Here is a 25,214-nt window from a genome sequence, read left to right as displayed (position 1 = left end):
CGCAGCCGGCCCGGGTGCCGCGCGAGAGAGGAAGTACCGACATGCCCCAGATCTTCAACCTGCCCGACGTCGGCGAGGGCCTGACCGAGGCGGAGATCCTCGCGTGGAAGGTCGCGCCGGGGGAGACCGTGACGGTCAACCAGGTCCTCGTCGAGATCGAGACCGCGAAGTCGGTGGTCGAGCTGCCGTCCCCGTACGCGGGGACCGTCCTGGACCTGCTGGTCCCCGAGGGCAGCACCGTCGAGGTCGGCAGCCCCATCATCGCCGTGGGCTCACCGGGTGAGGCGGCGGACCCCGCCCCGGCCGCCGGTGTCCCCGGAGTGCCGGGGGAGGGCGGGGAGCCCGGCGCGGACCGCCCCCTCGTCGGCTCCGGGCCCAAGGCCGATCCCGTGCGCCGGCGCCGCCGGGCGGCCCAGCCGCCGGCTCCCGAGCCCGAGCCGTCCCGTCCCGCGGGGTGGTCGGAGAAGCTGTCCCGGGGCCCGCTGGGGGCCGGGCTCGGCGGGGGGATCGGCACGGCCGCCCAGGGCATCGCCGGGCGCGCCGCCCGCCTGGCCGGGGACAGCGGCGTATGGCGCCGGCCCGGCCGCGCGGACGGGCCCGCGCCCGGGGAGGGCGTCCCGCGCCGCCCGGCGCTCGCGAAGCCCCCCGTCCGGAAGGCCGCGCAGGACCTGGGCGTCGACCTCGCCGACGTCCCCGCGACGGGCGCGGCCGGGCAGATCACCAAGCAGGACCTGCTGGCCCACGTGGCGCGGCTGGGCCAGGCCGGGGACCGGCGCCGCCCCGCGGCCCCGGAGGAGCGGATCGAGCGGATCCCCGTCAAGGGCGTGCGGAAGGCCACGGCGCAGAACATGGTGCGCAGCGCGTTCAGCGCCCCGCACGCCTCGGTCTTCGTGGAGGTCGACGCCACGCGCACCATGGAGTTCGTCCGGCGGCTCAAGGCCGCCCCGGACTACGAGGGCGTCAAGGTCACGCCCCTGCTGGTGCTCGCGAAGGCCGTGCTGTGGGCCGCGGCCCGCAACCCCATGGTCAACGCGACGTGGACGGACGAGGAGATCCTCGTCAAGCACTTCGTCAACCTCGGCATCGCGGCGGCCACACCGCGCGGGCTCATGGTCCCGAACGTCAAGGACGCCCAGGACCTCTCGCTGCGGGAGCTGGCCGTGGCCCTCGACGAGCTCTCGCGGACCGCCCGGGCGGGACGGACCCAGCCGGCGGACATGCAGGGCGGCACCCTGACCGTGACCAACATCGGGGCCCTCGGCCTCGACACCGGCACGCCGATCATCAATCCCGGCGAGGTGGCGATCATCGCGTTCGGGAGCATCAAGCAGAAGCCGTGGGTCGTGGACGGCGCCGTGGTGCCCCGCTGGGTGACCACGCTGGGCGGGTCCTTCGACCACCGCGTGGTCGACGGGGACCTCGCGGCCCGCTTCACCGCGGACGTCGCCCGGATCCTCGAGGAACCGGCGCTGCTGCTGGACTGAGCCCCGGCCCCGGCGGAACGGGGCCCCGGCGGCACGGCAACGGCCCCGCACCGATCGGTGCGGGGCCGTGTGCTGCGTCGTCGACGCGCGTGCCGCCACGTCCCGCGGCTCTCCCCGCCGGGCCGAGGCCCGGCGCCGCACCGACGTGGAACAGGGCGGTGGCTTCCCGCGCCCGGCGTCCCATCTCCGGTGGACCCGTGATTGAAATCCCCCCAGACACAATCACACATCTCATTCACGATGGATCACTCGTGCGACGCCGGCCGCGGTGGCAACCTGCCCGTCGGCCTCCGGCACTGCTGCCGGAGACCTGTCCCCCCACGCCCGGAGGACCGCCTCAGCGCGACCTCCTGACGTCCAGGACTGGGACCAGTATTGCGGAGGCCTGGACAAAAGTCTGTCCCCCGATGTGCCCATGACGACGACGGCGAGGCGTGACCGCGCTCCGGCGGGCGACGGCGGGCGACGGCGGCCGTAGGCTGGGCGCATGCCTCCGCACCCGCCGCCCCGCCCCTCCGCCCGCTCGGCGGTGCCGCCGTTCCGGGTGATGGAGATCCTCGCCGACGTCGAGCGCCTGCGGGCCGCCGGCCGGGACGTGGTCTCCCTCTGCGCCGGAGAGCCCTCCGGCGGCGCCCCGGGCGCCGTGGCCCGGGCGGCCGCCCGGGTGCACGCCCGCAACGAGGGGCTGGGCTACACCCCCGCCCTCGGCATCGAGCCGCTGCGCCGGGCGGTGGCCGGCCACTACGCCCGGTGGTACGGGCTCGACGTCCGGCCTGAGGAGGTCGCGATCACCACGGGGGCCTCCGGGGCGCTCGTGCTCTCCTTCCTGGCGGCCTTCGACGCGGGGGACCGGGTGGCGGTCTGCCGGCCGGGCTACCCGGCCTACCGCAACACCCTGGCCGCGCTGGGCGCCGACGTGGTGGAGCTCGACTGCGGCGCGGCGACCCGCTTCCAGCCCACGCCCGGGATGCTCGACGCCGCGGTCGCCGCGCACGGGCCGCTGCAGGGCCTGGTGGTGGCCGGCCCCGCGAACCCGACCGGCACCGTGCTCGAGCCCGCGGAGCTGGCGGCGCTGGCCCGGTGGTGCGCCGAGCACGGGACCCGCCTGATCAGCGACGAGATCTACCACGGGATCGTGCACACCGCCCCGGAAAGCGGCGGCCCGCGCGGCGGCGGGACGTACCGGGGCACCAGCGCGTGGGAGCACGACCGCGAGGCGGTGGTGATCTCCTCGTTCTCCAAGTACTGGGGGATGACCGGGTGGCGGCTGGGCTGGGCCCTGCTGCCCCGGGACCTCGCGGCCGCGGTCGACGCGCTGGCCGGCAACCTCAGCCTCTGCCCGCCCGCCGCGGCGCAGCTCGCCGCCGTGGAGGCCTTCACGCCGGACGCCTACGCCGAGGCGGACCGGGCGGTCGAGCAGTTCGCGCGCTCCCGGAGCCTGCTCCTGGAGGCGCTGCCCGCGCTCCGGTGGGGGGAGGTCGCCCCGGCGGACGGGGCGTTCTACCTCTACGCCGACCTCGGCGAGCAGCTCGAGCGGCACGGGAGCTCCCTGCAGTGGTGCCGCCGGCTGCTCGAGGAGGAGGCGGTCGCGGTCGTGCCGGGACTGGACTTCGACGCCGCGCGCGGCCACCGCACGGTCCGGCTGTCCTTCGCCGCGGGGCCCGACCGGGTGGCGGAGGCCGTCACCCGCATCCTCCGCTTCCAGTCCCGGACCTGAAGCACCCCTCGAGGTGCCCGGGGAGCACCCCGGTGCGGAGCAGGAACCGGTGCGCGGTGGTGCGCCCCACGAACACGAGGCCCTGCTCCTTGAGCCGGGCGGCCAGCCGGTCCCCCTCGGGGGAGCGGCTGGCCTCCGCCAGCACGGTCGGGGGCGGCTCGGCGGCGGCCGGCCGCAGGTCCGCGACGTGCGCCGCCCAGTCCTCGGGTCCGAGCCCGCGGCAGGCGCGGGCGTTGTGCACCACGGCCTCGATCTTGACCCGGTTGCGGATGACACCGGGATCCAGGAGCAGCTCGTCGACGTCGTCCTCCGTCATCCGGGCGATCTCCGCGGGGTCGAAGTCCCGCAGCGCCCGGCGCAGGCCCTCCCGGCGCTGGGCGATGCTCCACCGGGCCAGCCCCGCCTGGAAGATCTCCAGGCTGAGGGCCTCGAACCAGCCGGCGGCGCCCGTGGGCGGTGCGCCCCAGCGCCGGTCGTGCTCCTCGAGGGCGGCCGGGCCGGTGGGCGCCCACGGGCAGCGGCGCAGGCCGTCCCCGCAGAGCACCGCTCGGAAGGCGTCGTCGGGGGAGCGGGTCCCGTCGGCGCGGAGGGCTCGGTGAGGGGACCGGTGGTCGTCGGTGCGGCCGGCGTCGACGGGGCAGCGGGTCCCGTCGGCGCGGAGGGCGCGGCCCGGGGACCGGTGGTCCTCAGCGCCGGGAAGGCCGTGGGGAGCCGTGCGGTCGTCGGCGGGGTGCGGGCCGTGCCCGGCGGAGTCGGTGTCCATGGGGCCACGGTAGGGAGCCCGGACGGCGGGCCGGGGCGGGCGCGGCCCCCTGTGGACGGTGCCGCCCGGGGACGGGACTCCGCTCCCGCGTGCAGTGCGGGCGCCCGCACCGCGGACGGTGGAGCCGGTCAGAACCGGGAGACCTCGCCGGTGCCGTCGGCGATCTCGATGGCCACGGGCTCCTCGTCCCCGGCGTTGCCGTCGTGGACGATGAACACCGCGGCCGGCTCTCCCTCCGGGAAGGCGCGGATCGTGACCGACCCGGAGGTCGCGGCGTTGAGCACCTCCATGGCCTGGCGGGTGGCCGCGCGCAGCACCGCCGTGGGCAGGGGCTTGCCGCGCTCGTCCAGGATGTCCACCTGCACGCCCCGGGCCCGCGCCGCCCGCGTGACCTCGAGCAGGTAGGGGGTGGCGATCGAGCGGCCCCGGATCGAGTCCCGCAGCTGCGCCTCGGTGAGCCGGAACTGCTCGATCTCGTACTCGGAGACCGGGGAGGGGTCGTGCGCGATCCGCTCGAGCAGCCCGCCCGCGAGGCGGCGCACCTCGTGCACGCGCTGCACGGAGGCGTTGACCGTGTCCTTCTCGGCCTCGTCGTGGGAGCGCGCGGAGATCACCATGTCCCGGGCCTCGGCGAACGCCGCGGAGGCGCGGTCGTACTCGTGGGCGATGAGCTGGCTCGCGAGCAGCAGGGCCGCCGCCGCCGCGTTCGTCAGCGCGGCGTCCCAGAGGCCGAGCGCGGAGCGGGCGCCCCACGTCATGGACACGGCCACCGCGATGACGAGCGTGGCCCAGCCCCACCCGGCGCGGCGCCGGATGCCCAGGGCCACGAGGAAGCCGTCGAAGCCCAGGGTGAACCACTGGCCCCCGAAGAGCTCCGCCTGGGGGTTCAGCGCGTCGTAGGAGCGCTGGATCGAGACCAGCATGAGGAGCACGCCCAGGGCCGCGGGCAGGTCGGGCAGCCGGCGCTGCCCGTAGGGGTACACGACCAGGGCCACGGCGACCACGTAGGTCACGAGCGCGGCCTGCATGAGGTCCGGCTTCACCATGCTGGGCGTCTGCAGCACCCCGAGCACCACGGGGATCAGGAAGAACACCGCGGCGGCCACCAGGCTCAGGGGGTGGAAGAGGGCGCGGGAGATCACGGCTGGGCGTCCCGGGGCCAGAGGATCGTCACGCGGGTGCCGCGCCCCGGTGCGCTGTCGACGTCCACCGCCCCGCCCACGTGGCGCACGTTGCCCAGGATGGACACGCGCACCCCGAGCCGGCGGGAGTCGATGCTGCGGACCTGGAACCCGCGGCCGCGGTCGAGCACCTGGAAGCGCAGGAAGAAGCCCTCGGGATTGATGGGGGTGGGCGGGCACACGTCGCCGTCCATGGTCACGTAGGTGACCGCGGTGCCGGCGTGCCGGGCGCTGTTGGAGACCGCCTCGGTGACCGCCTGCACGAGCGCCTGCGCCGTCTCCACGGGGATGAGGGGCCGCGGCTCGCCCGGTGGCCTGATGTAGGGGGTGATGCTGTTGAAGCGCACCCGGCTGCGCCACGGGGACAGGGCCTCGAGCAGGTCGTCCAGCAGGGTGTGCACCATGGTGGTGCCCTTGCCCTCGGCGCGGCGCTCCTCGATGGCGAGGACCTCGAGGGCCCGCTGCGCCAGTTCCCGGGTGCGCCGCTGGACGGGCCCCGGGGCCCGCCCGGCGTCGAGCAGGGCGGCCATGACGTTGTCGTGGATCAGCCGGTCCAGCCGCTCCTGCTCCTCGGCCTGGGAGCGCGAGCGGTTCAGCTGCAGCTCCTGCGCGATCGCGGCCGCGTAGACCTGGTCCGCGTTCTGCCCACCCCGGTAGACCAGGCTGATCAGCACCACGAGGACCACGCCGAACGCGATCCGGCTCGTGGCGTCGAACAGCACGCCCATCACGTCCGCGGCCTCCGTGATGCGCACCATGACCAGGACGTAGAACACCGTGACGGACACCAGGTAGGCGACCGCCAGCTCGATGCTCCACGCGACCACGGTGGCGGCGGCCGCGAGCAGGATGAAGGGCTCCACCCATGGGTCCTGCGGCGGGGCGGTGCCGGTCCAGGCGAGCGGGAGGGTCAGGACGGCGAGCGCCACGAGCACCGGCGCCGCGAGCACCGGCCACATCCGCACCTGCCGCCGGGCGCCCTGGAGGAGCATCGCGCAGCCGTTGAGCATGAGCGCCACCAGGAACACCAGGTGCCACCGATCGAAGGCGGGCAGCTGGTCCCCGACGATGGTGAGGGCCTCCAGGAAGAGCGCGACGACGACCAGCCCGTGGCAGATGTTCGCGAGCAGGTGGATGCGGTAGGAGTTCATCCCCAGCTCCTGCGGCGAGGTCGGCACCAGGAGGCTGCTGCGGCGCCGCCGGGCCGGGACCTTCCGGTAGGCGAGCGGGGGCCGGGACGCGAGGTGGCTCACGGAGCGGTGGTCCTCACCGCGGCGAGGGGCGGCTCACAGATGCTTCTCCGCCGTGGTGATGTCCGCGGTGGGCTCCACGAGCCCGTCCTCGATGGCCCGGATGCGCAGGTCGATCTTGGTGGGCGCCGGGCGCCCGACGCGCGCGTACTTCTCGCGGATGCGGTCGATGTTCGTCTTGACCGCGCTCTGCTTGATCCCCATCCGGCGCGCGACCTGGACCTGGGCGAAGCCCGAGGCGTAGAGCCGCAGGGTCTCCTGCTCCCGGGGGGAGAGGCTGGCGCGGGAGAACTCCACGTCCCCGTCGATCGCGGCGGCGAGCTCCTTGGTGATCACGGGCTTGCCCTCGGCGATGTTGCGGGCCTCCTCGATGGCGTGCTCGAGCGGGTCCGACTTGCGCACCAGGCCCAGCGCCCCGGCCCGCAGGGCCTCGCGGATCAGCGCGGCGTTCTCGCCGATGCTGAAGATCAGCACCTTCATGCCGGCGGCGCGCAGCAGCTCCACGTTGGTGGCGGGACGGGACATGTCGTCGAGGGACAGGTCCAGGAGCACGACCTCGCACTCGATCCGCTTGGCGCCCTGGGCGGTGAGCGCGGGGTTCTCGGGGTCCCGGCCCAGCTGGTCGAGGAGGGCGGGGACGCTGGAGGCCGATCCGACGAGCTTCACGTCCGCCTGCGAGGTCATGGAGACGAGGCGGACGCCCTCCCGGACGACCTCGTGGTCATCGACGACGGCGACAAGGGTGGACGGCATGGGCGATTCCTCCGGGTGCTGCTCGGTGGGCCGGTCCGCAGATTTCCGCGTGGGGGTGACGGATCTCACCGAGGTGCTCCGATTGTCCCCCTTCTTGTGGTGGGATGCGAACTCGACACGGTGCGGGGACGCAAAGTTACCGGCCCGGATCCCCCCAGCCCTCTCCCCAGCGGTCCACCCGGCGGTGGTAGCGCACGCCCCACAGCCCGCCGAGCACCGCCGCGAGCAGGTCGAGGACGAGCACGGCCACGACCGCGAGCAGGCCGGGCAGCAGCAGGTCGCCGATCAGCGCCTGGGCCGAGACGCCGACGGGTGCCAGGCCGACGGTGTCGGCCCACACCAGTCCCGCGACGGTGGCCACGGAGCGGCCGAACAGGGACCACAGCCACACGGACACGCCCTGCCGGGCGCCCGAGAAGCGCGCCATCCGGCCCGCGGCGTATCCGCCGCCCAGGAAGGCGAGGAACTCGACCAGGCCGAGGGCGGCCGCGCCCGTCCAGGCCGTCGCGGAGCCGGCGGCGAGGTCGTCCACCACGCCCCCGGCGCCGTCCACGAGCCGCAGCCCGAGCGCCGCGGCGGCGAGGCCCGCCAGCGCCAGCAGCAGCCAGGTCAGGGCCATCGCGCTGAGCCAGCCGAAGAAGCCGGGGACCAGCTGAAGGCCCCCGAACTCCTCCCGCTGCCGGGCGTGCCGGGTCGCGGCGTCGACCGGCACCCCGGCGGGGACGCCGGACGGGACGCCGGCCCCGGGGTCGTGCGCTCCGCCGGCGAGCGTCCCGGAGCCGTGCCCGCCTCCCGGTGCGGAGCCGCGGGCCCCGAGCACGGGCGCCGGGTCCGTGCGCGGGCCCGGGTCCTCCTGCACCGGGCGCTGGGCGGTCACCGCCGGCAGCGGCCGGGTGTGCTGGTCGTCCTCGTCGTACCAGGACCAGTCCTCGTCCCCGCCGCTCCCGGGGTCCCGGTCCCCGCCGGCCGCGTCAGCCGGTGCGCCGCCGGCGGGGGCGGCGAACCGGCTGACGGGGGGCAGCGGCCGCGTGGCGTCGGAGGAGTCGTGCGGACCGGTGTCCGACCAGGGCATCGGGTCGTCGGGCGAGGGCGAGCCGGGTGTCGAAGAGGGGGTCATGGCATCGGAGTCTACGGCCGGTCCCCGGGCCGGGCCCGGTGGGCGGTCCCGGCCCGCGGGCGGTGTCGCCGAGTAGTGTCGGGGACATGCCTGCCGAAACCGTGCGCGAGTTCCTGCGCGCCCGTCCCTGGACCGCCAGCTACGACCCGGGCGTCCCCGCGGACCTCGACCTGCCGGAGACCTCCCTCGTGCACATGCTCGAGCGGTCCGTCGCCCGGCACGGGGCGGGCACCGCGCTCGAGTTCTTCGGGGCCACGACCTCCTACGCCGCCCTGGGTCGGCAGGTGGACCGCGCGGCCGAGGGCCTGCGCCGGCTGGGCGTGCGCCGCGGCGACCGGGTCGCGCTCGTCCTGCCGAACTGCCCGCAGCACGTCGTGGCGTTCTACGCGGTGCTGCGCCTGGGGGCCGTGGTCGTCGAGCACAACCCGCTCTACACCGCCCCGGAGCTGCGCCACCAGTTCGAGGACCACGGCGCGCGCGTGGCGGTGGTCTGGGACCGGGCGGCCGAGCGGGTGCGCTCCCTGCCCGCGGACCTGCGGGTCGAGGCGGTCGTGTCCGTGGACGTCACCGCCGCGATGCCGCGCGCGAAGCGGCTGGCCCTGCGCCTGCCGCTGCCGGGCGCCCGGGCCGCCCGGGCCCAGCTCACCGGCCCCGCCCCGGGCACGATCCCCTGGCAGCAGCTGCTCGCCGCGGACCCGATCGCCGCGGAGCACCCGCGGCCCACGGCCCACGACCTCGCGCTGCTGCAGTACACCTCCGGCACCACCGGGCTGCCCAAGGGGGCGATGCTCACGCACCGCAACCTCGAGTCCAACGCCCTCATGGGCCGGCACTGGCTCGGTTCCGGCGAGCACGAGGTGGTGCACGGCGTGCTGCCCCTCTTCCACGCCTTCGGCCTGACCCTCGGGGTGACGTTCGCGATGTCCCTCGGGGCGAGGCTCGTGCTCTTCCCGACCGTGCGCGCGGACCTGGTCCTCGGCGCGATGAAGCGCTCGCGGCCCACGGTGCTGCCCGCCGTGCCGCCGGTGTACGAGAAGATCCTCGACGCCGCGCAGGAGCGGGGCGCCGACCTGCACGGGATCCCGGTGGCCGTCTCGGGGGCGATGAGCCTGCCGGTCCCGCTCGTGGAGCGGTGGGAACGGTCCACCGGGGGCATCCTGATCGAGGGCTACGGCCTCACCGAGTGCTCCCCGCTCGTCGCCTGCAATCCGCTCAACGACGCTCGCCGGGCGGGCTCGATCGGGATCCCGTTCCCGTCCACCGAGATCCGGCTCGTGGACCCGGAGACCCTCGAGGATGTCCCGCGGGACCGGCCGGGGGAGCTGTGGGTCCGGGGCCCCCAGGTCTTCCAGGGGTACTGGAGGCGTCCCGACGAGACCGCCCGGGCGCTGACGGACGACGGGTGGCTGCGCACCGGCGACATCGTCACCGTCGACGAGGACGGGTTCCTGCGGGTGGTCGACCGGCTCAAGGAGGTCGTGATCACCGGGGGGTTCAACGTGGCTCCCAGCGAGGTCGAGACCACGCTGCGGCAGCACGACGCCGTCGAGGACGCCGCGGTGGTGGGGCTCGTGGACCCCGGCGGCCGCGAGGTGGTCGTCGCGGCCGTGACGCTCGTGCCGGGCGCCGTCCTCGACGAGGCGGCCCTGCGCGAGCACTGCTGGGCGGGTCTCGCCCGCTACAAGGTGCCCCGGCGGATCGTGGCCGTGGAGGAGCTCCCGCGCACGATGCTCGGCAAGATCCAGCGCCGGGAGGTCCGCGAGCAGCTCCGGCGCACGGGTGTGCGGCTCTGAGCCGGGGCGCTCAGGGCAGGTCCGCCTCCGGGGCGACGTCCCGGTAGGGGGTCCGCCGGATGGATCGGATCCGTCCCAGCTCGCCCCACTCGTCGCGCCCGAGCCGCGCGATCGGGCGCAGCGTCCGCACGACCGGGCCCCGCTCGTCCATGTCCTCCTCGTCCACGACCACGTGCGTGACCTCGCCGAGGACCAGGAAGCAGTTGCCCACGGGGATGGGGTCCGTGTGCAGCCGGCACTCGATGGCGGCGGGGGACTCGGCCACGCGGGGGACGGCCACGGTGAGCGAGGGCTCACGGGTCAGGCCCACGGCGTCGAACTCGCTGATCTCGGGAGGGTAGTCGGTGCTGGTCGCGTTGATCCGCTCGAACAGCCCCTCGGGCGCGAAGCTGACCACGAACTCCCCGGTCTGCCGGATGTTGCGGAGGCTGTCCTTCTCGCCGACCGAGACGAACTGGACGACGGTGGGGTTCTCCGAGGCGACCGTGAAGAACGAGTGCGGGGCCAGGTTGTCGACCCCGGCGGCCGAGCGGGAGCTGACCCACGCGATGGGGCGGGGGACCACGAGGGACTTGACCGCCCGGGCGAAGGAGCCGTGCCGGTCGGCCGTGATGTCGGTGCGCATGGCCCCATTGCACCACTCCGCGGGCTCGTGGTCACGGGCCGCGGCCGTCGGAGGCTCTGGAACACCCCGTCGATTGCACCGACGATCTGTCCTAATAGGGCACTTTTGGTGTAGTCTGTAGATCAATGCGTGAGGTGGTGATCGACGACGGCCCCTCCGACCGAGCGGAAGGACCACTGTCACGATGGAGATCCGGCAGCTCAACTACTTCATCGCCGTGGCCGAGGAGCGCCACTTCGGCCGCGCCGCCAAGCGCCTGCACATGGCCCAGCCGCCGCTGTCCCAGCAGATTCGCCAGCTCGAGGAGCACCTCGGGGTGCGGCTGCTGGACCGGACCACCCGGCGGGTGGACCTCACCGCCGCCGGCCAGGTGCTCCTGGACCGCGGCCGGCGGATCATCAACGAGGTCGAGGCCCTCAAGGCCGACGTCTACCAGGTGGGCCAGGGCGCCACGGGCGTGCTGCGCGTCGGCTTCTCGGGCTCGGCCACCTACGGGGTGATGCCGGGGGTGGTCCGGCGGGCGAAGAGCGCCATGCCCGGGCTGTCGCTGGCCCTGCACGGCGAGATGCTGACCCCCGCCATGGAGGAGGGGCTGCGGGACCACACCCTCGACGCCGCCCTCCTGCGGCCGCCCGTGGCCTCCGCGGACATCGAGTACCGGGTCGTCGCGCGGGAGGCCCTGGTGGTGGCGCTGCCCTCCTTCAGCGCCCTGGCCGTGGACCTGCCCGTGGCCGTGCACGAGCTGCAGGACCAGGAGTTCATCACCTACCCGCCCGACTCCGTGCTCTACCGCACCGCCGCGGACCTCTGCCGCCAGGCCGGCTTCCAGCCCCGGATCGCCCAGTTGGCGGGCGAGACGTCCACGCTGCTGTCCTTCGTGGCGGCCGGCGGCGGGGTGGCCGTGGTGCCCGCCGGGGTGCGCGCCTTCCAGCTCGAGGGCGTGGTCTACCGCGACATCGAGCACTCGCCGCAGATCGAGCTCGCCGTGGCGTGGCGGCGCGAGGACCGCTCCGCCCTGCTGCACAACTTCATCGACCTCGTCGTCGACGTCCAGGACGCACCCGGGGCCCCCGGCGGCGAGCCCGTCCCACCCGCCCACGAAAGGCCCGCCCGCCCATGAAGATCGCGACCATCGAGGCGATCCCCTACTCGATCCCCTACGTCCACCCCCTGCACTTCGCCTCGGGCGCCGTCCACGAGGCGGACCACGTGCTGGTGCGGATCACCACCGACGACGGGATCGTGGGCACCGCCGACACCCCGCCCCGGCCCTACACCTACGGCGAGACCCAGAAGTCCATCGTGGCCGTGGTCGAGGACGTCTTCGCCCCGCAGCTGGTCGGCCTGGACGTCCTGGACCGGGAGAAGGTCCAGGCCGTGCTGGCCCGCACCATCCACAACCAGACGGCCAAGGGCGCGGTGGACATCGCCCTGTGGGACGTCATCGGCCAGGGCCTCGGGCAGCCCGTGAGCAGGCTGCTGGGCGGGTTCACCGACTCCATGCGGGTCTCGCACATGCTCGGCTTCAAGCCCGCCGCCGAGCTGCTGGACCTGGCGCTGGAGTTCCGCGAGACCTACGGGATCAGCACGTTCAAGCTCAAGACCGGCCGGCACCCGGTCGGCCTCGACGTCGAGGCCGCCCGGGTGCTGCGCGAGGGCCTGGGCGAGGACGCCGAGCTCTACATGGACGCCAACCGCGGCTGGTCCGCCAACGAGGCGATGGAGGTGCTGCGCCGCACCGAGGACCTGGGCCTGCAGTTCCTCGAGGAGCCCGACGACGCCCGCGAGGTGCTCGGCCGCCGCCGGCTGGTGGAGCGGTCGACGATCCCGATCGCCGCCGACGAGTCCGCCCCGAACCTCGGGGAGGCCGCGAAGGAGATCCTCACCGGCGGGGCGAACCTGCTGGCCGTGAAGACCGCCCGGTCCGGGTTCACCGAGGCCGCCAAGATCGTCGGCATGGCCGAGGGCATGGGCATCGACGTGTACGTGGGCAACCAGATCGACACCCAGGTGGGCACGATCGCCTCCGTGGTCTTCGGCGCCGCGCTGGCCCACACCTCGAAGCGGGCCGGGGAGCTGTCCAACTTCCTGGACATGGCCGACGACCTCCTGGCCGAGCCCGTGGTCATCGCCGAGGGCCGGATCCGCGTGCCCGAGGTGCCCGGGACGGGCACCGCCGTGGACGAGGACAAGCTCACCCACTACCGCACCGACCGGTAGCGCCGCACCGCGCCGCTCCGCCCGCCGCACCCCGGCCGGGCCGGGCGCCGGCACCCGGCCGACATCCCGGCCGACCGACATCCCGAACCGACATCCCGAACCGACATCCCGAACCGACATCCCGAACCGACATCCCGAACCGACGGAAGGACGCACCGTGAAGTACCTGGTCCACATGGACATCAACCTCCCCACCGACATGCCCGCCGAGGAGGCCGCGGAGATCAAGGCCACCGAGAAGGCCTACTCCCAGGAGCTGCAGCGCTCCGGGAAGTGGCCGGAGATCTGGCGCGTGGTCGGCGAGTACGCCAACTACTCGGTCTTCGACGTCGAGTCCCACGACGAGCTGCACGACATCCTGCAGAACCTGCCGCTGTTCCCCTACATGGACGTCACCGTGGTGCCGCTGGCCAAGCACCCCTCCGACGTGAAGTAGCAGCAGGACGGTCCCGCCCGCGAGGCGGCGGCCGACGCCGGCCCGGTCACCGGGAGCCGGCGTCGGCCGCCGCCTCGCGGTCATTCGGGCTCGCGGTCATTCGGGCGGACGGTAGCGGGCGGCGAGCTCGCTGCGGGAGCGGATCCCGAGCTTCCCGTAGATGCGGGTCAGGTGGTACTGGACGGTCTTCTCGGCGAGGAACAGGGCCCGCGCGGTCTCCTTGTTGGTGGCCCCGCCCGCGACGAGCTCGGCCACCGCCTGCTCCTGGGCGGTGAGCTGCACGGTGGTCCGGCCCACGGCCGCGAGCACCGGGTCGGAGGGATCGGGCAGGTTCCCGACGTCGAGACCGGCCGCCTTGAGCTCGCGGTCGCAGCGCTCCACGTAGGTGGCGGCGCCCAGCGAGTCGTAGAGGTCCCGCGCGGTCCGCAGCACGGTGGAGGCCAGGCGCCGCTTGCCCGCGCGGCGCATGCTCTGCCCGTAGGCGAAGCTGATCCGGGCGCGCAGGTACGGGCGGTTGAGCCCGCGCAGCTGGCCCAGGGCCGCCTCGAAGTGCTCGCGCGCGGTGTCCGGGTCGCCCTGCGCGGCGAGGATCCTGCCCCGGGCCCACGCCGTGCGGGCCTCGTCGGACGGGATCCGCCGCTCGCGGCGCACCCTCTCGAACGCGGTGAGGAAGGCGTCCGCGTCCTCGAGCCGGTCGGTCATGACGAGGGCGTTGACGTAGCTGTCCTGCCACGGCCAGAAGGAGACCCGCTCGTCGGTCCACGGGTCGAGGTCCGTGAGCGGCTGCAGCACCCCCAGGGCGCTCTCGTAGTCGGCGCGGGCCTCGTGGAAGCGGGCCCGCGCGAGGCTGGCCGGGACCTGCATGGCCCGGTAGGTGCCCGGCTGCACGGCGGCCTGGGAGACGTAGTGGCGGGCGCGGTCCCAGTCCCCGCGCATCGACCACAGCTCCGCGGCGGTCCAGTACAGGAGCGGCCGGATCAGCGGCATCCGCGAGGTCTCGAGACGCACCGAGGCGCGGGAGACCGTGGCCGCCGCGGCGTCCCAGTCGCCCAGCACCAGCTGGGTGCGCGCCAGCCACGCGTCCGCCCACAGGGAGATCCGCAGGGACCCGCCCCGGTACTCGGTGGGGGCCGCCGCCTGGAAGTTGACGAGCGCCGACTCCACGTCGTCGGCGCGCAGGGCGAGCCACCCGGCGCCCATCTGGACGCGCTGCTTCTGGGCGTTCTCCGCGGCGTGCTCGAAGGCCCGCTCGTAGGAGGCCTCGGCGTCCCGCAGCCGGCCCTGGGCGAAGAGGCCCAGGCCGTAGATGGCCTCGGACTCGATGTGGGCCGGGGTGCCGGGATCGGTGAGCGACATCGCGGTCTCCGCCCACCGGGTGATGAGGGGCCCGTCCCAGGAGGCCACGCCGTGCAGCACGAAGCGCTGGGCGATCTGCGCCGCGGACGCCGGGTCCCGCTGCCGGTTGCTCGTGCGCCACGCCATCTCGAGCTGGGTCTGCGCGCTGCGGTTCTGCCCCGAGACCGTGGAGAGGTAGCCGAGCACCGACGAGCGCAGGGGGGAGGACGGCATGGCGTCCACGGCGGCCGTCCACATGTCGGCCTGGGCGATGTTGCCCGAGCCGACGAGGGCGTCCACGGCCCGCAGGAGACGGTCGTTGCGGGCGCGCGCGTCCGCGGAGAGCCGGGACGCCGAGAACAGTGCCGTGGCGACCTCCTGCCAGGCCCCCACCATCGCCTGCCGGCCGGCGAAGGCCTCGAGCTCCACGGCCAGCGCCTCGTCGGGGCCCGGGGTGGCGGAGACGCGGTGGCCGAGCTGCTCGCCCTCCTCGTGCACGGCGGCCGAGGCCCGCCGGTGCAGCTCGATCCGCCGGCTCGGCACGATCAGCCCGTAGACGGCCTCGGCGGCGCCCGGCTCGAAGAACTGCACGACCGAGCGGGCCTGGTCCACGGCCAGGTCCAGCAGCCCGGCGCGGTGGCCCTCGTCGAGCGCCTCCATCAGGGCGTCCACCCCGCTCACGTGGCCCACCTCGGACAGGCCCGCGCTGCGGCCCAGCACGGCGACGGCCTCGGCCGTGCGCACCAGGTCGGGGGAGGCGCCGGTGAGGACGCTGTGCACGCGGGCGCGCACCCGGGAGCTCGCCGGCAGGTCCGCGAACCAGGAGTGCCAGGTGTCCTCGGGCAGCTCGTGCAGCAGCTCGAGCACCTGCTGGGGCAGCCCGCCGGTGTGCCGGGCGAGCCGGTGCGCGGCGGTCGCGCCGAGGTAGAGGCCGAAGTACCGGCGGGCCGCGGCCCGGACCTCCTCGGCGCCGAACGGCTCGAGGGGGATGCGCTGCACCTGGTGGCCGGTGAGGAAGTCGAGCACGCCGGCCGGGACGTGCCGGGACTGCGACGGGTCGAGGGTCAGGACGAACATGACCCGCTTGCCGTGCATCCGGCGCATGACGAACACCAGGATGCGCAGGCTCTGCTCGTCCAGCCGGTGGACGTCGTCGACGGTGACCACCACGGTGCCGCGGGTCTGCAGGCTCTCGAGGTGGGTGCTCAGGGTGGCGGCGTAGTTCACGGCCTGCGCGGGGCTCAGCTCCGCGACCGGGGCCGAGGGCAGCGCGGGCTCGCCGTCGAAGCCCCGGGACGAGCGCAGGGGCGTGGCGAGCATGAGCTGGCTGTACCCGGCCAGGGCGAGCTGGGACTCCCACTCGTCGCCGGTCGCACTGAGCACCCGGACCCCCCGGGCGGTGGAGCGGCAGTGGTCCAGGAAGAGCTCGAGCAGGGCCGTCTTGCCCGAGCCCAGCGGGCCGTCGAGCACCACGGTGCGGACGTGGCCCTTGCGCACGGTCCGCAGGACGTCGACCAGCTCCTCCAGGGCGCCGGCCCGCCCGACCAGCGGGAACTCGTCCCCGGAGTCGCCGTGGTGCAGGCCCGCCGTCATGGCCGCGAGTCTACCCCGGCGGGGTGCACGGCCGCGCCGGCGGGCCTGCGTCACCGGACGCTCAGCCGAGGTCCCCGCCGGCGACCGGCAGGACGCTGCCGGTCACGTAGGAGGCCTCGTCGGAGGCGAGGAACACGATGGGCGCGGCCTGCTCGTCGAGCGTGCCGTAGCGCTTCACGAACGAGGAGTCCACGGTCTGGTCCACGATCGCCTGGTACCAGGCCTTCTCCGTGGCGCTCTCGGCCTCGGGCCCGCGCTTGACCTTGCGGGGCGGGGCCTCCGTGCCGCCGGGGGCGGTGGCGACCACGCGGACGCCGCGGCCGGCGACCTCCATGGCCAGCGACTGGGTCAGGGCGTTCACCCCGCCCTTCGCCGCGGCGTAGGGCACGCGGTGCATGCCCCGGGTGGCCACCGAGGAGACGTTGACGATCGTGCCCGAGCCCTGCTCGAGCATGGCCGGGAGCACCGCGCGGCAGGACCACAGCGTCGGGAAGAGCGAGCGGCGGATCTCCTTCTCGATCTTCTCCTCGTCGTACTCCTCGTAGGGCCGGGCCCAGATGGTGCCGCCCACGTTGTTGACGAGCACGTCCACGCGACCGTGGGCCGCGAGTGCGGCCTCGACGGCCTGCTCGGCCCCGGCCCAGGTCTCGAGGTCGGCGGTCACGGACGTGGCGGAGCCGCCCGAGCCCGAGGCCTCGGCGGCCTCCGTGATGCCCTGCGCGACCTCGTGCACCAGCTCGGAGCGGTCCACGAGCACGACGGCGCCGCCCTCGGCGCCGATCCGCTCGGCCACCTTCTGCCCGATGCCCTGCGCGGATCCGGTCACGACCGCGACCTTGCCGGCGAAGCGGCCCGGGGTGAGGAACTGTCCCGCGTACGGCGCCCCCATCAGTTGCCGGCCTCCTTGGCGTCGATCGCCGTGGACATGGTCTCCTTGGCGTCGCGGGCGTGGGCCATGATGACCTCGCGGGCGCGCTCCTTGTCGTTCGCCTCGAAGGCCGCGACGACGTCGACGTGGTCCTGCGCGACCCGGGCGAAGATCTCGGTGCCCTCCTCGAAGGTCGCGGCCATCTGCTCGCGCACGTCGAGCCGGCGGTAGGACTCCAGCAGCGCGGGGTTGTCGCTGACCATGAAGAGGTACTCGTGGAACTCCTCGTTGGTCCGCACGTACTCCTCGGGGTCCGAGACCGTGCCGGCGCCCACGGAGTGGGTGGTGGCCTCGGCGAGCCGGCGGAACTGGTGGAGCTGCTCCTCGGTCAGCCGGCCCATCATGAGCTCGGTGACGGCGAGCTCGAGGCCCATGCGGGCGTCGAGGTGGGCGAAGCTGTCCTCCTTGCGGAACTCCAGGCGGCCGGTCTCCATCGAGGAGACCGCCTCGGTGCGGGTCATGGTGTCGCCCTCGGCGGCCACCTTCTCCGGGGACGGAGGGGCGCCGGTCTCGGCGTCGCCGCCGGTGCTCTCCTTCGGTGCGAAGCGCTCGAAGTAGAAGTTCGCGGGCTCGATCCCCTCGCTGTCCAGCCACTTGGAGACGGCGTTGACCATGGGCGGCGGGCCGCACAGGTAGACGTCGACGTCGCCGTCGTTGAGGTGGGAGGGCTCGATGATCTGGGTGACGTACCCGGTGTGGGGGGCGGAGGTGCCCTCCTCGGAGGCGATGTAGTCCCAGGTGAAGCCGGGCAGCTTCGACTCGTACGCGCGGATCCAGTCGAGGCCCACGATGTCGGCCTCGCGGGTCACCCCGTAGATCAGGTGCACCGGGGTGCTGGGCGGGTTCTCGGCGAGCTTCTCCAGGATCGACAGGAGCGGGGCCAGGCCGGTGCCCCCGGCGAGCAGCAGCAGCGGGCGCTTGGGCTCGCGCAGGAAGAACGAGCCGTAGGGGCCGCTGAACTCGACGGTGTCGCCGACCTGGGCGCGGTCGCGCAGGTACTCGGACATCGCGCCCTGCGGGGTGATGCGCACCATGAAGGCCGCGCCCTCGACCTCGGGGCCGCTGCTGAAGGAGTAGGAGCGCTCGGCGTCGGTGCCGGGCACCTTGATGTTGACGTACTGGCCCGGCAGGAAGGCGAGGTCCTCCCGCTTCTCGACGTCGAGGGTGAAGGAGATCGTGGTCTCGGAGTGCTTGTCCAGCTCCTGGAGCGTGGAGGTGAACGTGGCCGCGGAGGTCTTCGCGGACTCGGCGGTCGCCGGGATCTGGATGGCCATGTCGGACTCGGGGACCGCCTGGCAGGTGAGGAGGTAGCCCTTCTCGAGCTCGTCCTCGGTCATGGCGTCGTCGATGAAGTCCCCGGGGTCGAAGGTGCCCGAGTCGCAGAAGGCCTTGCAGGTGCCGCAGGCGCCGTCCCGGCAGTCCGCGGGAATGTTGATGCGCGCCTTGTAGGCGGCGTCCAGGACGGTCTCGTAGTCGCCGACCTTGACGACCTTCGTGACGCCGTCCTCGAAGCTGAGGGCTACCTGGTGGCCCATGATTTCCTCCTGGGTGGGGGACCGCGTCCGCGCGGCCCGGAAAAGTCTGTGGGGGCGTGCTCGGTGAGCACGGGATGTCGACGGTCCGCCGTGGCCGGCCCCGTGCGGGGCCGGCCACGGCAGGCGTCAGATCATGTAGACGTCCACGACGTGGTGGATGTAGTCGTTCTTCAGGACGACCTTCTTCTTCAGGATGACCGGCTGCTCGCCCGAGAGGTCGATCGTGTAGAAGCTGGTGCCGAAGTAGGTGTCCGTCGTGTTGTAGCGGAAGTACAGCGTGAACCAGTTGAAGCGGACCTGCACCTGGTCGCCGTCGTGGGCGAGGATCTCCACGTCGGTGATGTTGTGCCCGGTGCGGGGGTCCGGCAGGGACGTGGCGGAGGAGCGGTCCGTCTTGATGCGGAACACGCGGTCCTCGATGCCGCCGCGGTTGTCGTAGTAGATCAGGGAGATCTCGTTCTGGGGGTCCTCGGTCAGCTGGTCGTCGTCGCCCCAGGAGGGCATCCAGAACTCGGAGTCCGGGTGGTAGCACTCGAGCCACTCGTCGAACTGGCGGTCGTCCAGGAGGCGGGCCTCCTTGTAGAGGAAGGCGCGCACGGTCTCGAGGGTCGCGATCTCCTCGGCGGTCTTCAGCGCCGTCACGGGGTTCAGCAGGTTGGCCATGGTGTTCTGCACTCTTTTCTGTGGTTCGGCGGAGTCCGGGTCAGGCGGTCGCGGGGGCGGGCTGCTCGGCGGCGCGCTCCTCCGCGGCCAGCCCCTTGTCCATGACGTCCTTCCAGAAGCTGTGCTGGATCGGGTACAGGCCCTCGTCCTCGGTGCGCACGCCGGAGGCGATGACCTTGGTCATGCCGAGGGCCTGGGCCTGCTCGTCGGGCCCCTGGATCTCGTGCGCGGCGCCGCGGGACATGTCGTTCCACGGGGCGGAGGTGGCCCAGTAGGTCTTGTTGCAGGAGCGGAACTCCTCGAGGTCGTCCGGGGTCGCCATGCCGGTCGCGTTGAAGAAGTCCTCGTACTGGCGGATCCGCTTGGAGCGGTTCTCCTGCGACTCTCCCTTGGGGGCGATGCAGTAGATGGTGACCTCGGTCTGGTCCGCGGAGATCGGGCGGAAGTGCCGGATCTGCGAGGAGAACTGGTCCATGATGTACACGTTCGGGTACAGGCAGAGGTTGCGCGAGATGTTGATCATGAAGTTCGCCATCTCCTCGCCGTACTTGTCGACGAGCTCCTCGCGGCGGTCCCACAGCGGGCGGTCCTGGGGGTTCGTCCACTCCTGCCACAGCAGCAGGTGGCCGTGCTCGTAGGAGTAGAACCCGCCCTTGACCTTGCCCCACTTGCCGGCGTCCATGGCCTTGGTCGTGTTGGCGGAGTCCCCGGCGGTGCGGCGGGCGGTGGTCGCGGCGTAGTTCCAGTGCACCGAGGTCACGTGGTAGCCGTCGGCGCCGTTCTCCGCCTGGACCTTCCAGTTGCCGTCGTAGGTGTAGGTCGAGGCGCCGCGCAGGACCTCCAGGCCCTCGGGGGACTGGTCCACGATCGAGTCGATCACCGTGGTGGCGTCGCCCAGGTGCTCCTGGAGGGGCAGCACGTCCGGGTTCAGGGAGCCGAACAGGAAGCCGCGGTAGGACTCGAAGCGGGCGACCTTGGTCAGGTCGTGGGAGCCCTCCTTGTTGAAGTTCTCCGGGTAGCCGCCGTTGCGCCCGTCCTTGACCTTCAGCAGCTCGCCGGAGTTCTTGAACGTCCAGCCGTGGAACGGGCAGGTGAAGGTGGTGCGGTTGTCCGTCTTGCGCCGGCACAGCATCGCGCCGCGGTGGGAGCACGCGTTGACGATGCAGTTGAGGTTCTCGTCCTTGTCGCGGGTGATCACCACCGGGGTGCGGCCGATGTAGGTGGTGAAGTAGTCGCCCACGTTGGGGATCTGCGACTCGTGGGCCAGGTACACCCAGTTGCCCTCGAAGATGTACTTCATCTCCAGCTCGAAGATCTCCTCGTCGGTGAAGATCTCCCGCTTGGCCCGGATGACGCCGTTCTCGCGGTCGTCCACCACGGCGTCGGAGAGGACCTCGCGAACGTGGGTCAGGTTCTCGGTCATGACGTGCTCCTTCTGATCGGGATGTCTGGGCGGGACGTCTGCTCGGGACGTGCGGGCCGGGGCCGCTGCTGCGACCGGCTCCTGCCGGACGGTACAGAGCCAGTCTGGTATCCCGTGACTGCGATCACATCAGGCAAACCCCTAGGAGTAACCAAGGGTGGATTTATGCCGCATTATGCGCACAAAAGCGGCCTAATCGATATTTGTCGCGTCCTGATGCTCGGCCTAGGCTGAGGGGGACGTCGACGTGTCCGGTGTCACAGCCAGGGCCTCGAGCTGAGGGCCTCGAGCTGCATCGGGAGCGACGGGCACGACGGGCGTCCCTGACTACCGTTCAACGAGGAATGTGGAGAACACCATGACGGAGACCGGCGCGGCAACGCGCAAGGAGAACGAGGGCACCGCGGTCGAGGCCGGGTCCAAGGCGACCGAGCGGTTCACTGCCTCGGGCAAGCTGGCGAAGCTGGACGTGCCCAAGGAGCGGGTGTCCCTGCTGGCCGGCGCGGCGATCAAGGCGATCAACGACATCGCGGTCGAGCACCAGGTCACCTACGAGGAGTACAACGCCCTGAAGGCCTGGCTGATCAAGGTCGGCACCGACGGGGAGTGGCCGCTGTTCCTGGACGTGTGGCTGGAGCACACCATCGAGGACGTCAACTCCCAGGAGCGCCCCGGCGCCGTCGGCACCATCGAGGGCCCCTACTACGTGCCGGACTCCCCGGTGCTGCCCACCCCGGCGACCCTGGAGATGCGCGACGACGAGCCCGGCACCCCGCTGCTGTTCAAGGGCCGGTTCACCGACACCGACGGCAACCCCATCCAGGACGCCCAGGTGGAGATCTGGCACGCCGACGCCAACGGCTTCTACTCCCAGTACGCCCCGGAGCTGCCCGAGTGGCTGTTCCGCGGCACCGTGAAGGCCGACGAGAACGGCTACTTCGAGATCAACACCAAGCGCCCGGCCCCGTACCAGATCCCCACCGACGGGGCCTGCGGGCAGCTGATCGCCGCCGCCGGCTGGCACGCCTGGCGCCCGGCGCACATCCACATCAAGGTCTCGGCCCCCGGGCACCAGCTGGTCACCCAGCAGCTGTACTTCCCGGGCGACCCCCACAACGAGGACGACATCGCCTCGGCGGTCAAGCCCGAGCTGATGCTGGACCCGAAGCCGCGCACCGACGGCGGCGAGGGCGAGGAGGTCGTCTACGACTACGTCCTCGCCAAGGAGGGCCAGACCAAGTAGGACCCCACCCCGCGGCCGCGAGACCCGCGGCGCACGGGAACGCCCCCGCCGGCTCCAGCCGGCGGGGGCGTTCCCGTGCGCGGAGCGGACGGGGCGAGGCGGGCAGGTCCAGGCCAGTGGGTCCAGGTCGGTCGGCTCACGGGTGGGGGCGGTCACCGGACCAGGGGCGACACGGGTGCGGAACGGGCAGTCGGCTTGCTCATGCAGATCACTGGGTCTAAGGTAAATCTGTCGTCGGCGATGGCCCGGAGGTGATCCCCCCATCTGCCTCCGGATGGTTCCTGCCGGCGACTGGCGTCCCATTCCCCCGATCGGGATGCCCGACAGGCCCTGCCGATCCCCCCATGCGGCAGGGCCTGTCCCCTGTCCGGCGTCGTCCTGGAGCAGGGTCGCCCCGAGCCCCGAGCCCCGAGCCCCGAGCTCCGAGCCCCGAGCCCCGAGCCCCGGGCCCCCACCTCTGGATCCAGGGCCCCGAGCCCCGGGCCCCCACCTCTGGATCCAGGGCCCCGAGTCCCGGGCGGCTCAGGAGGCCTGTGTCAGCACAGCCCCAGTTCCTCGAGCCGGGGGACCACCTTGGCGGAGACGGAGAGCAGCGCGTCCATCTCCTCCCGGGTCAGGTGGTCGATGAGCGCCGCCCGCACCAGTTCGAGGTGGCCCGGGGCGGAGGCCTCGATCGCACCCCGTCCCTCCGGGGTGATCCGCACGTCGAGGCCGCGCGCGTCGCTGTCGCAGGGCAGGCGCTCGAGCAGTCCGCGCCGGGCCATCCGGGAGAGCAGGTGGGACAGGCGGCTGCGCTCCCAGCCGAGCTCGTGGAGGAGGTCGCGGGAGCGGATCACGCCGGTGTCGCTCTCCGACAGCAGCACGAGGACCTCGTACTCGGAGCCGGACAGTGCGCTGTCCCGGGACAGCTGGCGGTCCACCGCGGTCTGCATGCCGCGGCTCAGGGCCAGGAAGCCGCGCCAGACGCGCTGCTCCTCGTCCGTCAGCCAGTTGACCTCGCCGGTCTCCGGGTGGCTCATGCGGCAGTCCTCTCGTGGGGCGGAAAAGACGCCAGTATATATTGACATGTCAACAAATGTCAACCGCCCGGCGGACCCTCCGGCGGGGTGTCCCGTGCGTCGTCACCGGCCCCGCGGCCGTACCGGGCCCGGCGGCGGTGGATCCACTCCGAGTCGTAGTGGTCGCCGGGTCCGTGCACGGGCCGCCGGAGCCGTTCGGCGTAGCCGGTGGGGCGCAGCGGGGAGTCGTCGTCGTCGACCGGGGTGAAGGACGCCATGGCCACGAGGCCGAAGCCCAGTCCCGCGGCGACCACCAGGGTCATGCCCGAGACGACCAGGACGCTGACGTACTCCTCGACCAGGTGCGCGCGCGAGGTGCCCGCCAGCAGGGGCTGGGTCCCGAGGGCGCCGGCGAGGAGGAGGGCGCCCAGCAGCAGCAGTCCGGAGGGGACGAGCCACAGTCGCGAACGGCTCCGCAGCGGGGGCACCGAGGCGTCCCGCAGGGCCGGGTGCAGCTGGGCCTGGACGACGACGAACCCCACGAGCCCGGGCAGGAGGAGCAGTGCTCCGGCCGCCCAGCCCCACGCGCTCCCGAGGGCGGTGAGGCCCCCGCCGACCAGCAGGCCCAGCATCACGAGGGTGAAGGAGAGTCCGCGTGCCATCCGCCGGGCGGCCCGCGGGGTGGCCGCGGGTCCGCGGGCCCCCCGGGGCGCGGGTCCGGACGGGGCGTGCTGCGGCGGGAGGCGCTGCCCGTACTCGGGCTCGTTGCCGTGGGTGCTCATGGGCGGGCTGTTCCGTGGTGGAGGGGTGCTGGTCGCCTCTACTGTAGACCTCGGCCCCGACGTCGGCTCCTCTGGCGCCCCTGCTCTGATTGACATATCATCAAAAATGAGGGGCGGGAGGTGCGGCCGCCCTGCCGCCGACCGCCGTCCCGGCCGGCGACGCCCGTCCAGCAGCACCCCGAGGAGCCACCATGTCGCAGCGCAGCGCCCAGCGGTCCGAGCACAGCACCGCCGGTGCCTACGTGCGTCCCGGCGAGGAGTTCACCCGGGACACCGCCTACATCGAGGACCGGATCGTCCGCGACCCGGAGCGCGCCGCAGTGCCCGAGGACGCCCACGCCTGGCCCGTCGAGGCCGGCCGGTACCGCCTCGTCGCCGCACGGGCCTGTCCCTGGGCCAACCGCACCCTCATCGTGCGACGGCTCCTGGGGCTCGAGGACGTCCTGTCGGTCGGGCTGCCCGGTCCCGTCCACGACGTGCGCTCGTGGACGTTCGACCTCGACCCGGACGGCCGGGACCCGGTGCTGGGCATCGAGCGGCTCCAGGAGGCCTACTTCGCCCGCTATCCCGACTACCCCCGGGGGATCACCGTGCCGGCGGTCGTGGAGATCGCGAGCGGCAAGGTCGTGACCAACGACTTCCCCCGGATCACGGAGGACCTCGCCAAGGAGTGGAGCGCCTTCCACCGCGAGGGCGCGCCCGAGCTCTGGCCGGCGGAGCTCGAGGACGAGATGCGCGAGGTCATGGAGCGCGTCTACACCGAGGTCAACAACGGGGTCTACCGGTGCGGCTTCGCCGGTTCCCAGCAGGCCCACGAGAAGGCCTACGAGCGGCTGTGGGCCGCCATGGACTGGCTCGAGGACCGCCTCGCGACCCGCCGCTACCTCATGGGCGAGCACATCACCGAGGCGGACGTGCGGCTGTTCACCACCCTGGTGCGCTTCGACCCGGTCTACCACTCGCACTTCAAGTGCTCGCGCAACAAGCTCACCGAGATGCCGAACCTGTGGGGCTACGCCCGGGACCTCTTCCAGACCCCCGGGTTCGGCGACACCGTGGACTTCGAGCAGATCAAGCAGCACTACTTCGTGGTCCACGAGGACATCAACCCGTCCCAGATCGTGCCCGTGGGTCCCGACCTGGGCAACTGGGTGACCGCGCACGGCAGGGAGTCCCTCGGCGGCTCGCCCTTCGGGGCGGGGACGGCGCCGGGCCCCGTCCGGCCGGAGGAGCGGGTTGACGGACGTCACACGCCCCTGAGCGACTGAGCGTTCCGCCGGGTCGGCGCGCCGCCTAGACTGGACAGCTCCTACGGCCCGGGCCCGCCTGCGGGGACGGGCGTCCCAAGGGGCCCTCGCGTCCCCGCCGCTCCCTT

At 73.1% G+C, this 25,214-nt stretch carries 21 protein-coding genes; 8 read left to right on the top strand and 13 right to left on the bottom strand.

Translation table 11 applies throughout. The features are described 5' to 3' along the window. Nucleotides 1–41: 41 nt before the first annotated feature. Both ACPYN7_RS02875 and ACPYN7_RS02870 read left to right on the top strand, forming a co-directional pair. Nucleotides 42–1,484, top strand: a complete 1,443-nt coding sequence (locus ACPYN7_RS02875; protein ID WP_058873965.1) for a dihydrolipoamide acetyltransferase family protein — start codon at nt 42–44, stop codon at nt 1,482–1,484. Nucleotides 1,485–1,971: 487 nt separating this feature from the next. Then, entirely contained in the window at nt 1,972–3,201 is a 1,230-nt protein-coding gene (locus ACPYN7_RS02870) for an aminotransferase class I/II-fold pyridoxal phosphate-dependent enzyme (RefSeq protein ID WP_058873966.1), read from the top strand. Here ACPYN7_RS02870 and ACPYN7_RS02865 read toward each other — a convergent pair. The 5 genes from ACPYN7_RS02865 to ACPYN7_RS02845 form a co-directional block, all read right to left on the bottom strand. Then, nucleotides 3,167–3,964, bottom strand: coding sequence for a DNA-3-methyladenine glycosylase I (locus ACPYN7_RS02865; RefSeq protein ID WP_424346633.1), 798 nt, complete (start codon nt 3,962–3,964; stop codon nt 3,167–3,169). The genes ACPYN7_RS02870 and ACPYN7_RS02865 overlap by 35 nt on opposite strands. Before the next feature lie 128 nt (nt 3,965–4,092). Continuing rightward, nucleotides 4,093–5,106 carry a hypothetical protein gene (locus ACPYN7_RS02860; RefSeq protein ID WP_058873968.1) on the bottom strand — a complete coding sequence of 338 codons (1,014 nt, stop codon included), beginning with the start codon at nt 5,104–5,106 and terminating at the stop codon, nt 4,093–4,095. Continuing rightward, nucleotides 5,103–6,398 (bottom strand): sensor histidine kinase, encoded by a 1,296-nt coding sequence (locus ACPYN7_RS02855; RefSeq protein ID WP_058873969.1) that lies wholly within the window; start codon nt 6,396–6,398, stop codon nt 5,103–5,105. The genes ACPYN7_RS02860 and ACPYN7_RS02855 overlap by 4 nt, the downstream gene beginning before the upstream one ends. Before the next feature lie 33 nt (nt 6,399–6,431). After that, nucleotides 6,432–7,148 (bottom strand): response regulator transcription factor, encoded by a 717-nt coding sequence (locus ACPYN7_RS02850; protein WP_058873970.1) that lies wholly within the window; start codon nt 7,146–7,148, stop codon nt 6,432–6,434. 136 nt (nt 7,149–7,284) lie between these two features. After that, on the bottom strand, nt 7,285–8,265 hold the full coding sequence (locus tag ACPYN7_RS02845) for a hypothetical protein (RefSeq protein WP_424346632.1): 981 nt from the start codon (nt 8,263–8,265) through the stop codon (nt 7,285–7,287). A gap of 86 nt (nt 8,266–8,351) precedes the next feature. On the opposite strand from ACPYN7_RS02845, the gene ACPYN7_RS02840 reads away from it, so the two are divergent. Further along, a complete protein-coding gene (locus ACPYN7_RS02840) occupies nt 8,352–10,058 on the top strand; it encodes a long-chain-fatty-acid--CoA ligase (protein WP_424346631.1) in 1,707 nt (568 codons plus the stop codon). A 10-nt stretch (nt 10,059–10,068) separates the two neighbouring features. Here ACPYN7_RS02840 and ACPYN7_RS02835 read toward each other — a convergent pair whose 3' ends face one another. Beyond that, entirely contained in the window at nt 10,069–10,683 is a 615-nt protein-coding gene (locus ACPYN7_RS02835; protein WP_058873973.1) for a flavin reductase family protein, read from the bottom strand. Between the two features lie 184 nt (nt 10,684–10,867). Between ACPYN7_RS02835 and ACPYN7_RS02830 the strand changes: the two genes are divergently transcribed. The 3 genes from ACPYN7_RS02830 (at nt 10,868) to catC (ending at nt 13,339) form a co-directional block, all read left to right on the top strand. Then, a complete protein-coding gene (locus tag ACPYN7_RS02830) occupies nt 10,868–11,803 on the top strand; it encodes a LysR substrate-binding domain-containing protein (RefSeq protein WP_058873974.1) in 936 nt (311 codons plus the stop codon). Continuing rightward, nucleotides 11,800–12,903 (top strand): mandelate racemase/muconate lactonizing enzyme family protein, encoded by a 1,104-nt coding sequence (locus tag ACPYN7_RS02825; RefSeq protein WP_424346630.1) that lies wholly within the window; start codon nt 11,800–11,802, stop codon nt 12,901–12,903. Before ACPYN7_RS02830 ends, ACPYN7_RS02825 begins: the two co-directional genes overlap by 4 nt. 157 nt (nt 12,904–13,060) lie before the next feature. Further along, a complete protein-coding gene (gene catC, locus ACPYN7_RS02820) occupies nt 13,061–13,339 on the top strand; it encodes a muconolactone Delta-isomerase (protein ID WP_058873976.1) in 279 nt (92 codons plus the stop codon). 96 nt (nt 13,340–13,435) lie between these two features. On the opposite strand, the gene ACPYN7_RS02815 is transcribed toward catC, so the two are convergent. The 5 genes from ACPYN7_RS02815 to benA all read right to left on the bottom strand — a co-directional run bounded on the left by ACPYN7_RS02815 (nt 13,436) and on the right by benA (nt 20,816). Further along, entirely contained in the window at nt 13,436–16,267 is a 2,832-nt protein-coding gene (locus ACPYN7_RS02815; RefSeq protein WP_424346629.1) for an AAA family ATPase, read from the bottom strand. 61 nt (nt 16,268–16,328) lie between these two features. Then, the gene (locus tag ACPYN7_RS02810) at nt 16,329–17,156 is read right to left on the bottom strand and encodes a 1,6-dihydroxycyclohexa-2,4-diene-1-carboxylate dehydrogenase (RefSeq protein WP_424346628.1); all 828 of its coding nucleotides are present in this window, start codon (nt 17,154–17,156) and stop codon (nt 16,329–16,331) included. Further along, complete coding sequence (benC, locus tag ACPYN7_RS02805; protein ID WP_058873978.1) at nt 17,156–18,730, bottom strand: benzoate 1,2-dioxygenase electron transfer component BenC; 1,575 nt, start codon at nt 18,728–18,730, stop codon at nt 17,156–17,158. Before benC ends, ACPYN7_RS02810 begins: the two co-directional genes overlap by 1 nt. Nucleotides 18,731–18,856: 126 nt before the next feature. Next, a complete protein-coding gene (gene benB, locus ACPYN7_RS02800) occupies nt 18,857–19,393 on the bottom strand; it encodes a benzoate 1,2-dioxygenase small subunit (protein WP_058873998.1) in 537 nt (178 codons plus the stop codon). 40 nt (nt 19,394–19,433) lie between these two features. After that, complete coding sequence (gene benA / locus ACPYN7_RS02795) at nt 19,434–20,816, bottom strand: benzoate 1,2-dioxygenase large subunit (protein ID WP_058873979.1); 1,383 nt, start codon at nt 20,814–20,816, stop codon at nt 19,434–19,436. 358 nt (nt 20,817–21,174) lie between these two features. On the opposite strand from benA, the gene catA reads away from it, so the two are divergent. Then, complete coding sequence (catA, locus tag ACPYN7_RS02790; protein ID WP_058873999.1) at nt 21,175–22,059, top strand: catechol 1,2-dioxygenase; 885 nt, start codon at nt 21,175–21,177, stop codon at nt 22,057–22,059. A gap of 536 nt (nt 22,060–22,595) precedes the next feature. Here the strand turns inward: catA and ACPYN7_RS02785 are convergent. Then, nucleotides 22,596–23,078 carry a MarR family winged helix-turn-helix transcriptional regulator gene (locus ACPYN7_RS02785; RefSeq protein ID WP_058873980.1) on the bottom strand — a complete coding sequence of 161 codons (483 nt, stop codon included), beginning with the start codon at nt 23,076–23,078 and terminating at the stop codon, nt 22,596–22,598. Nucleotides 23,079–23,137: 59 nt separating this feature from the next. After that, the gene (locus tag ACPYN7_RS02780) at nt 23,138–23,839 is read right to left on the bottom strand and encodes a hypothetical protein (protein WP_424346627.1); all 702 of its coding nucleotides are present in this window, start codon (nt 23,837–23,839) and stop codon (nt 23,138–23,140) included. 191 nt (nt 23,840–24,030) lie between these two features. Between ACPYN7_RS02780 and ACPYN7_RS02775 the strand changes: the two genes are divergently transcribed. Continuing rightward, the gene (locus ACPYN7_RS02775; RefSeq protein ID WP_424346626.1) at nt 24,031–25,107 is read left to right on the top strand and encodes a glutathione S-transferase family protein; all 1,077 of its coding nucleotides are present in this window, start codon (nt 24,031–24,033) and stop codon (nt 25,105–25,107) included. Nucleotides 25,108–25,214: the final 107 nt, after the last annotated feature.

The sequence above is a fragment of the Kocuria sp. CH-021 genome (genome assembly GCF_049716185.1).
GTDB classification, from domain to species: Bacteria; Actinomycetota; Actinomycetes; order Actinomycetales; family Micrococcaceae; genus Kocuria; species Kocuria cellulosilytica.
Note: the sequence above shows the minus strand (reverse complement) of the source record. Positions and strands in the feature narration are given on the sequence as shown.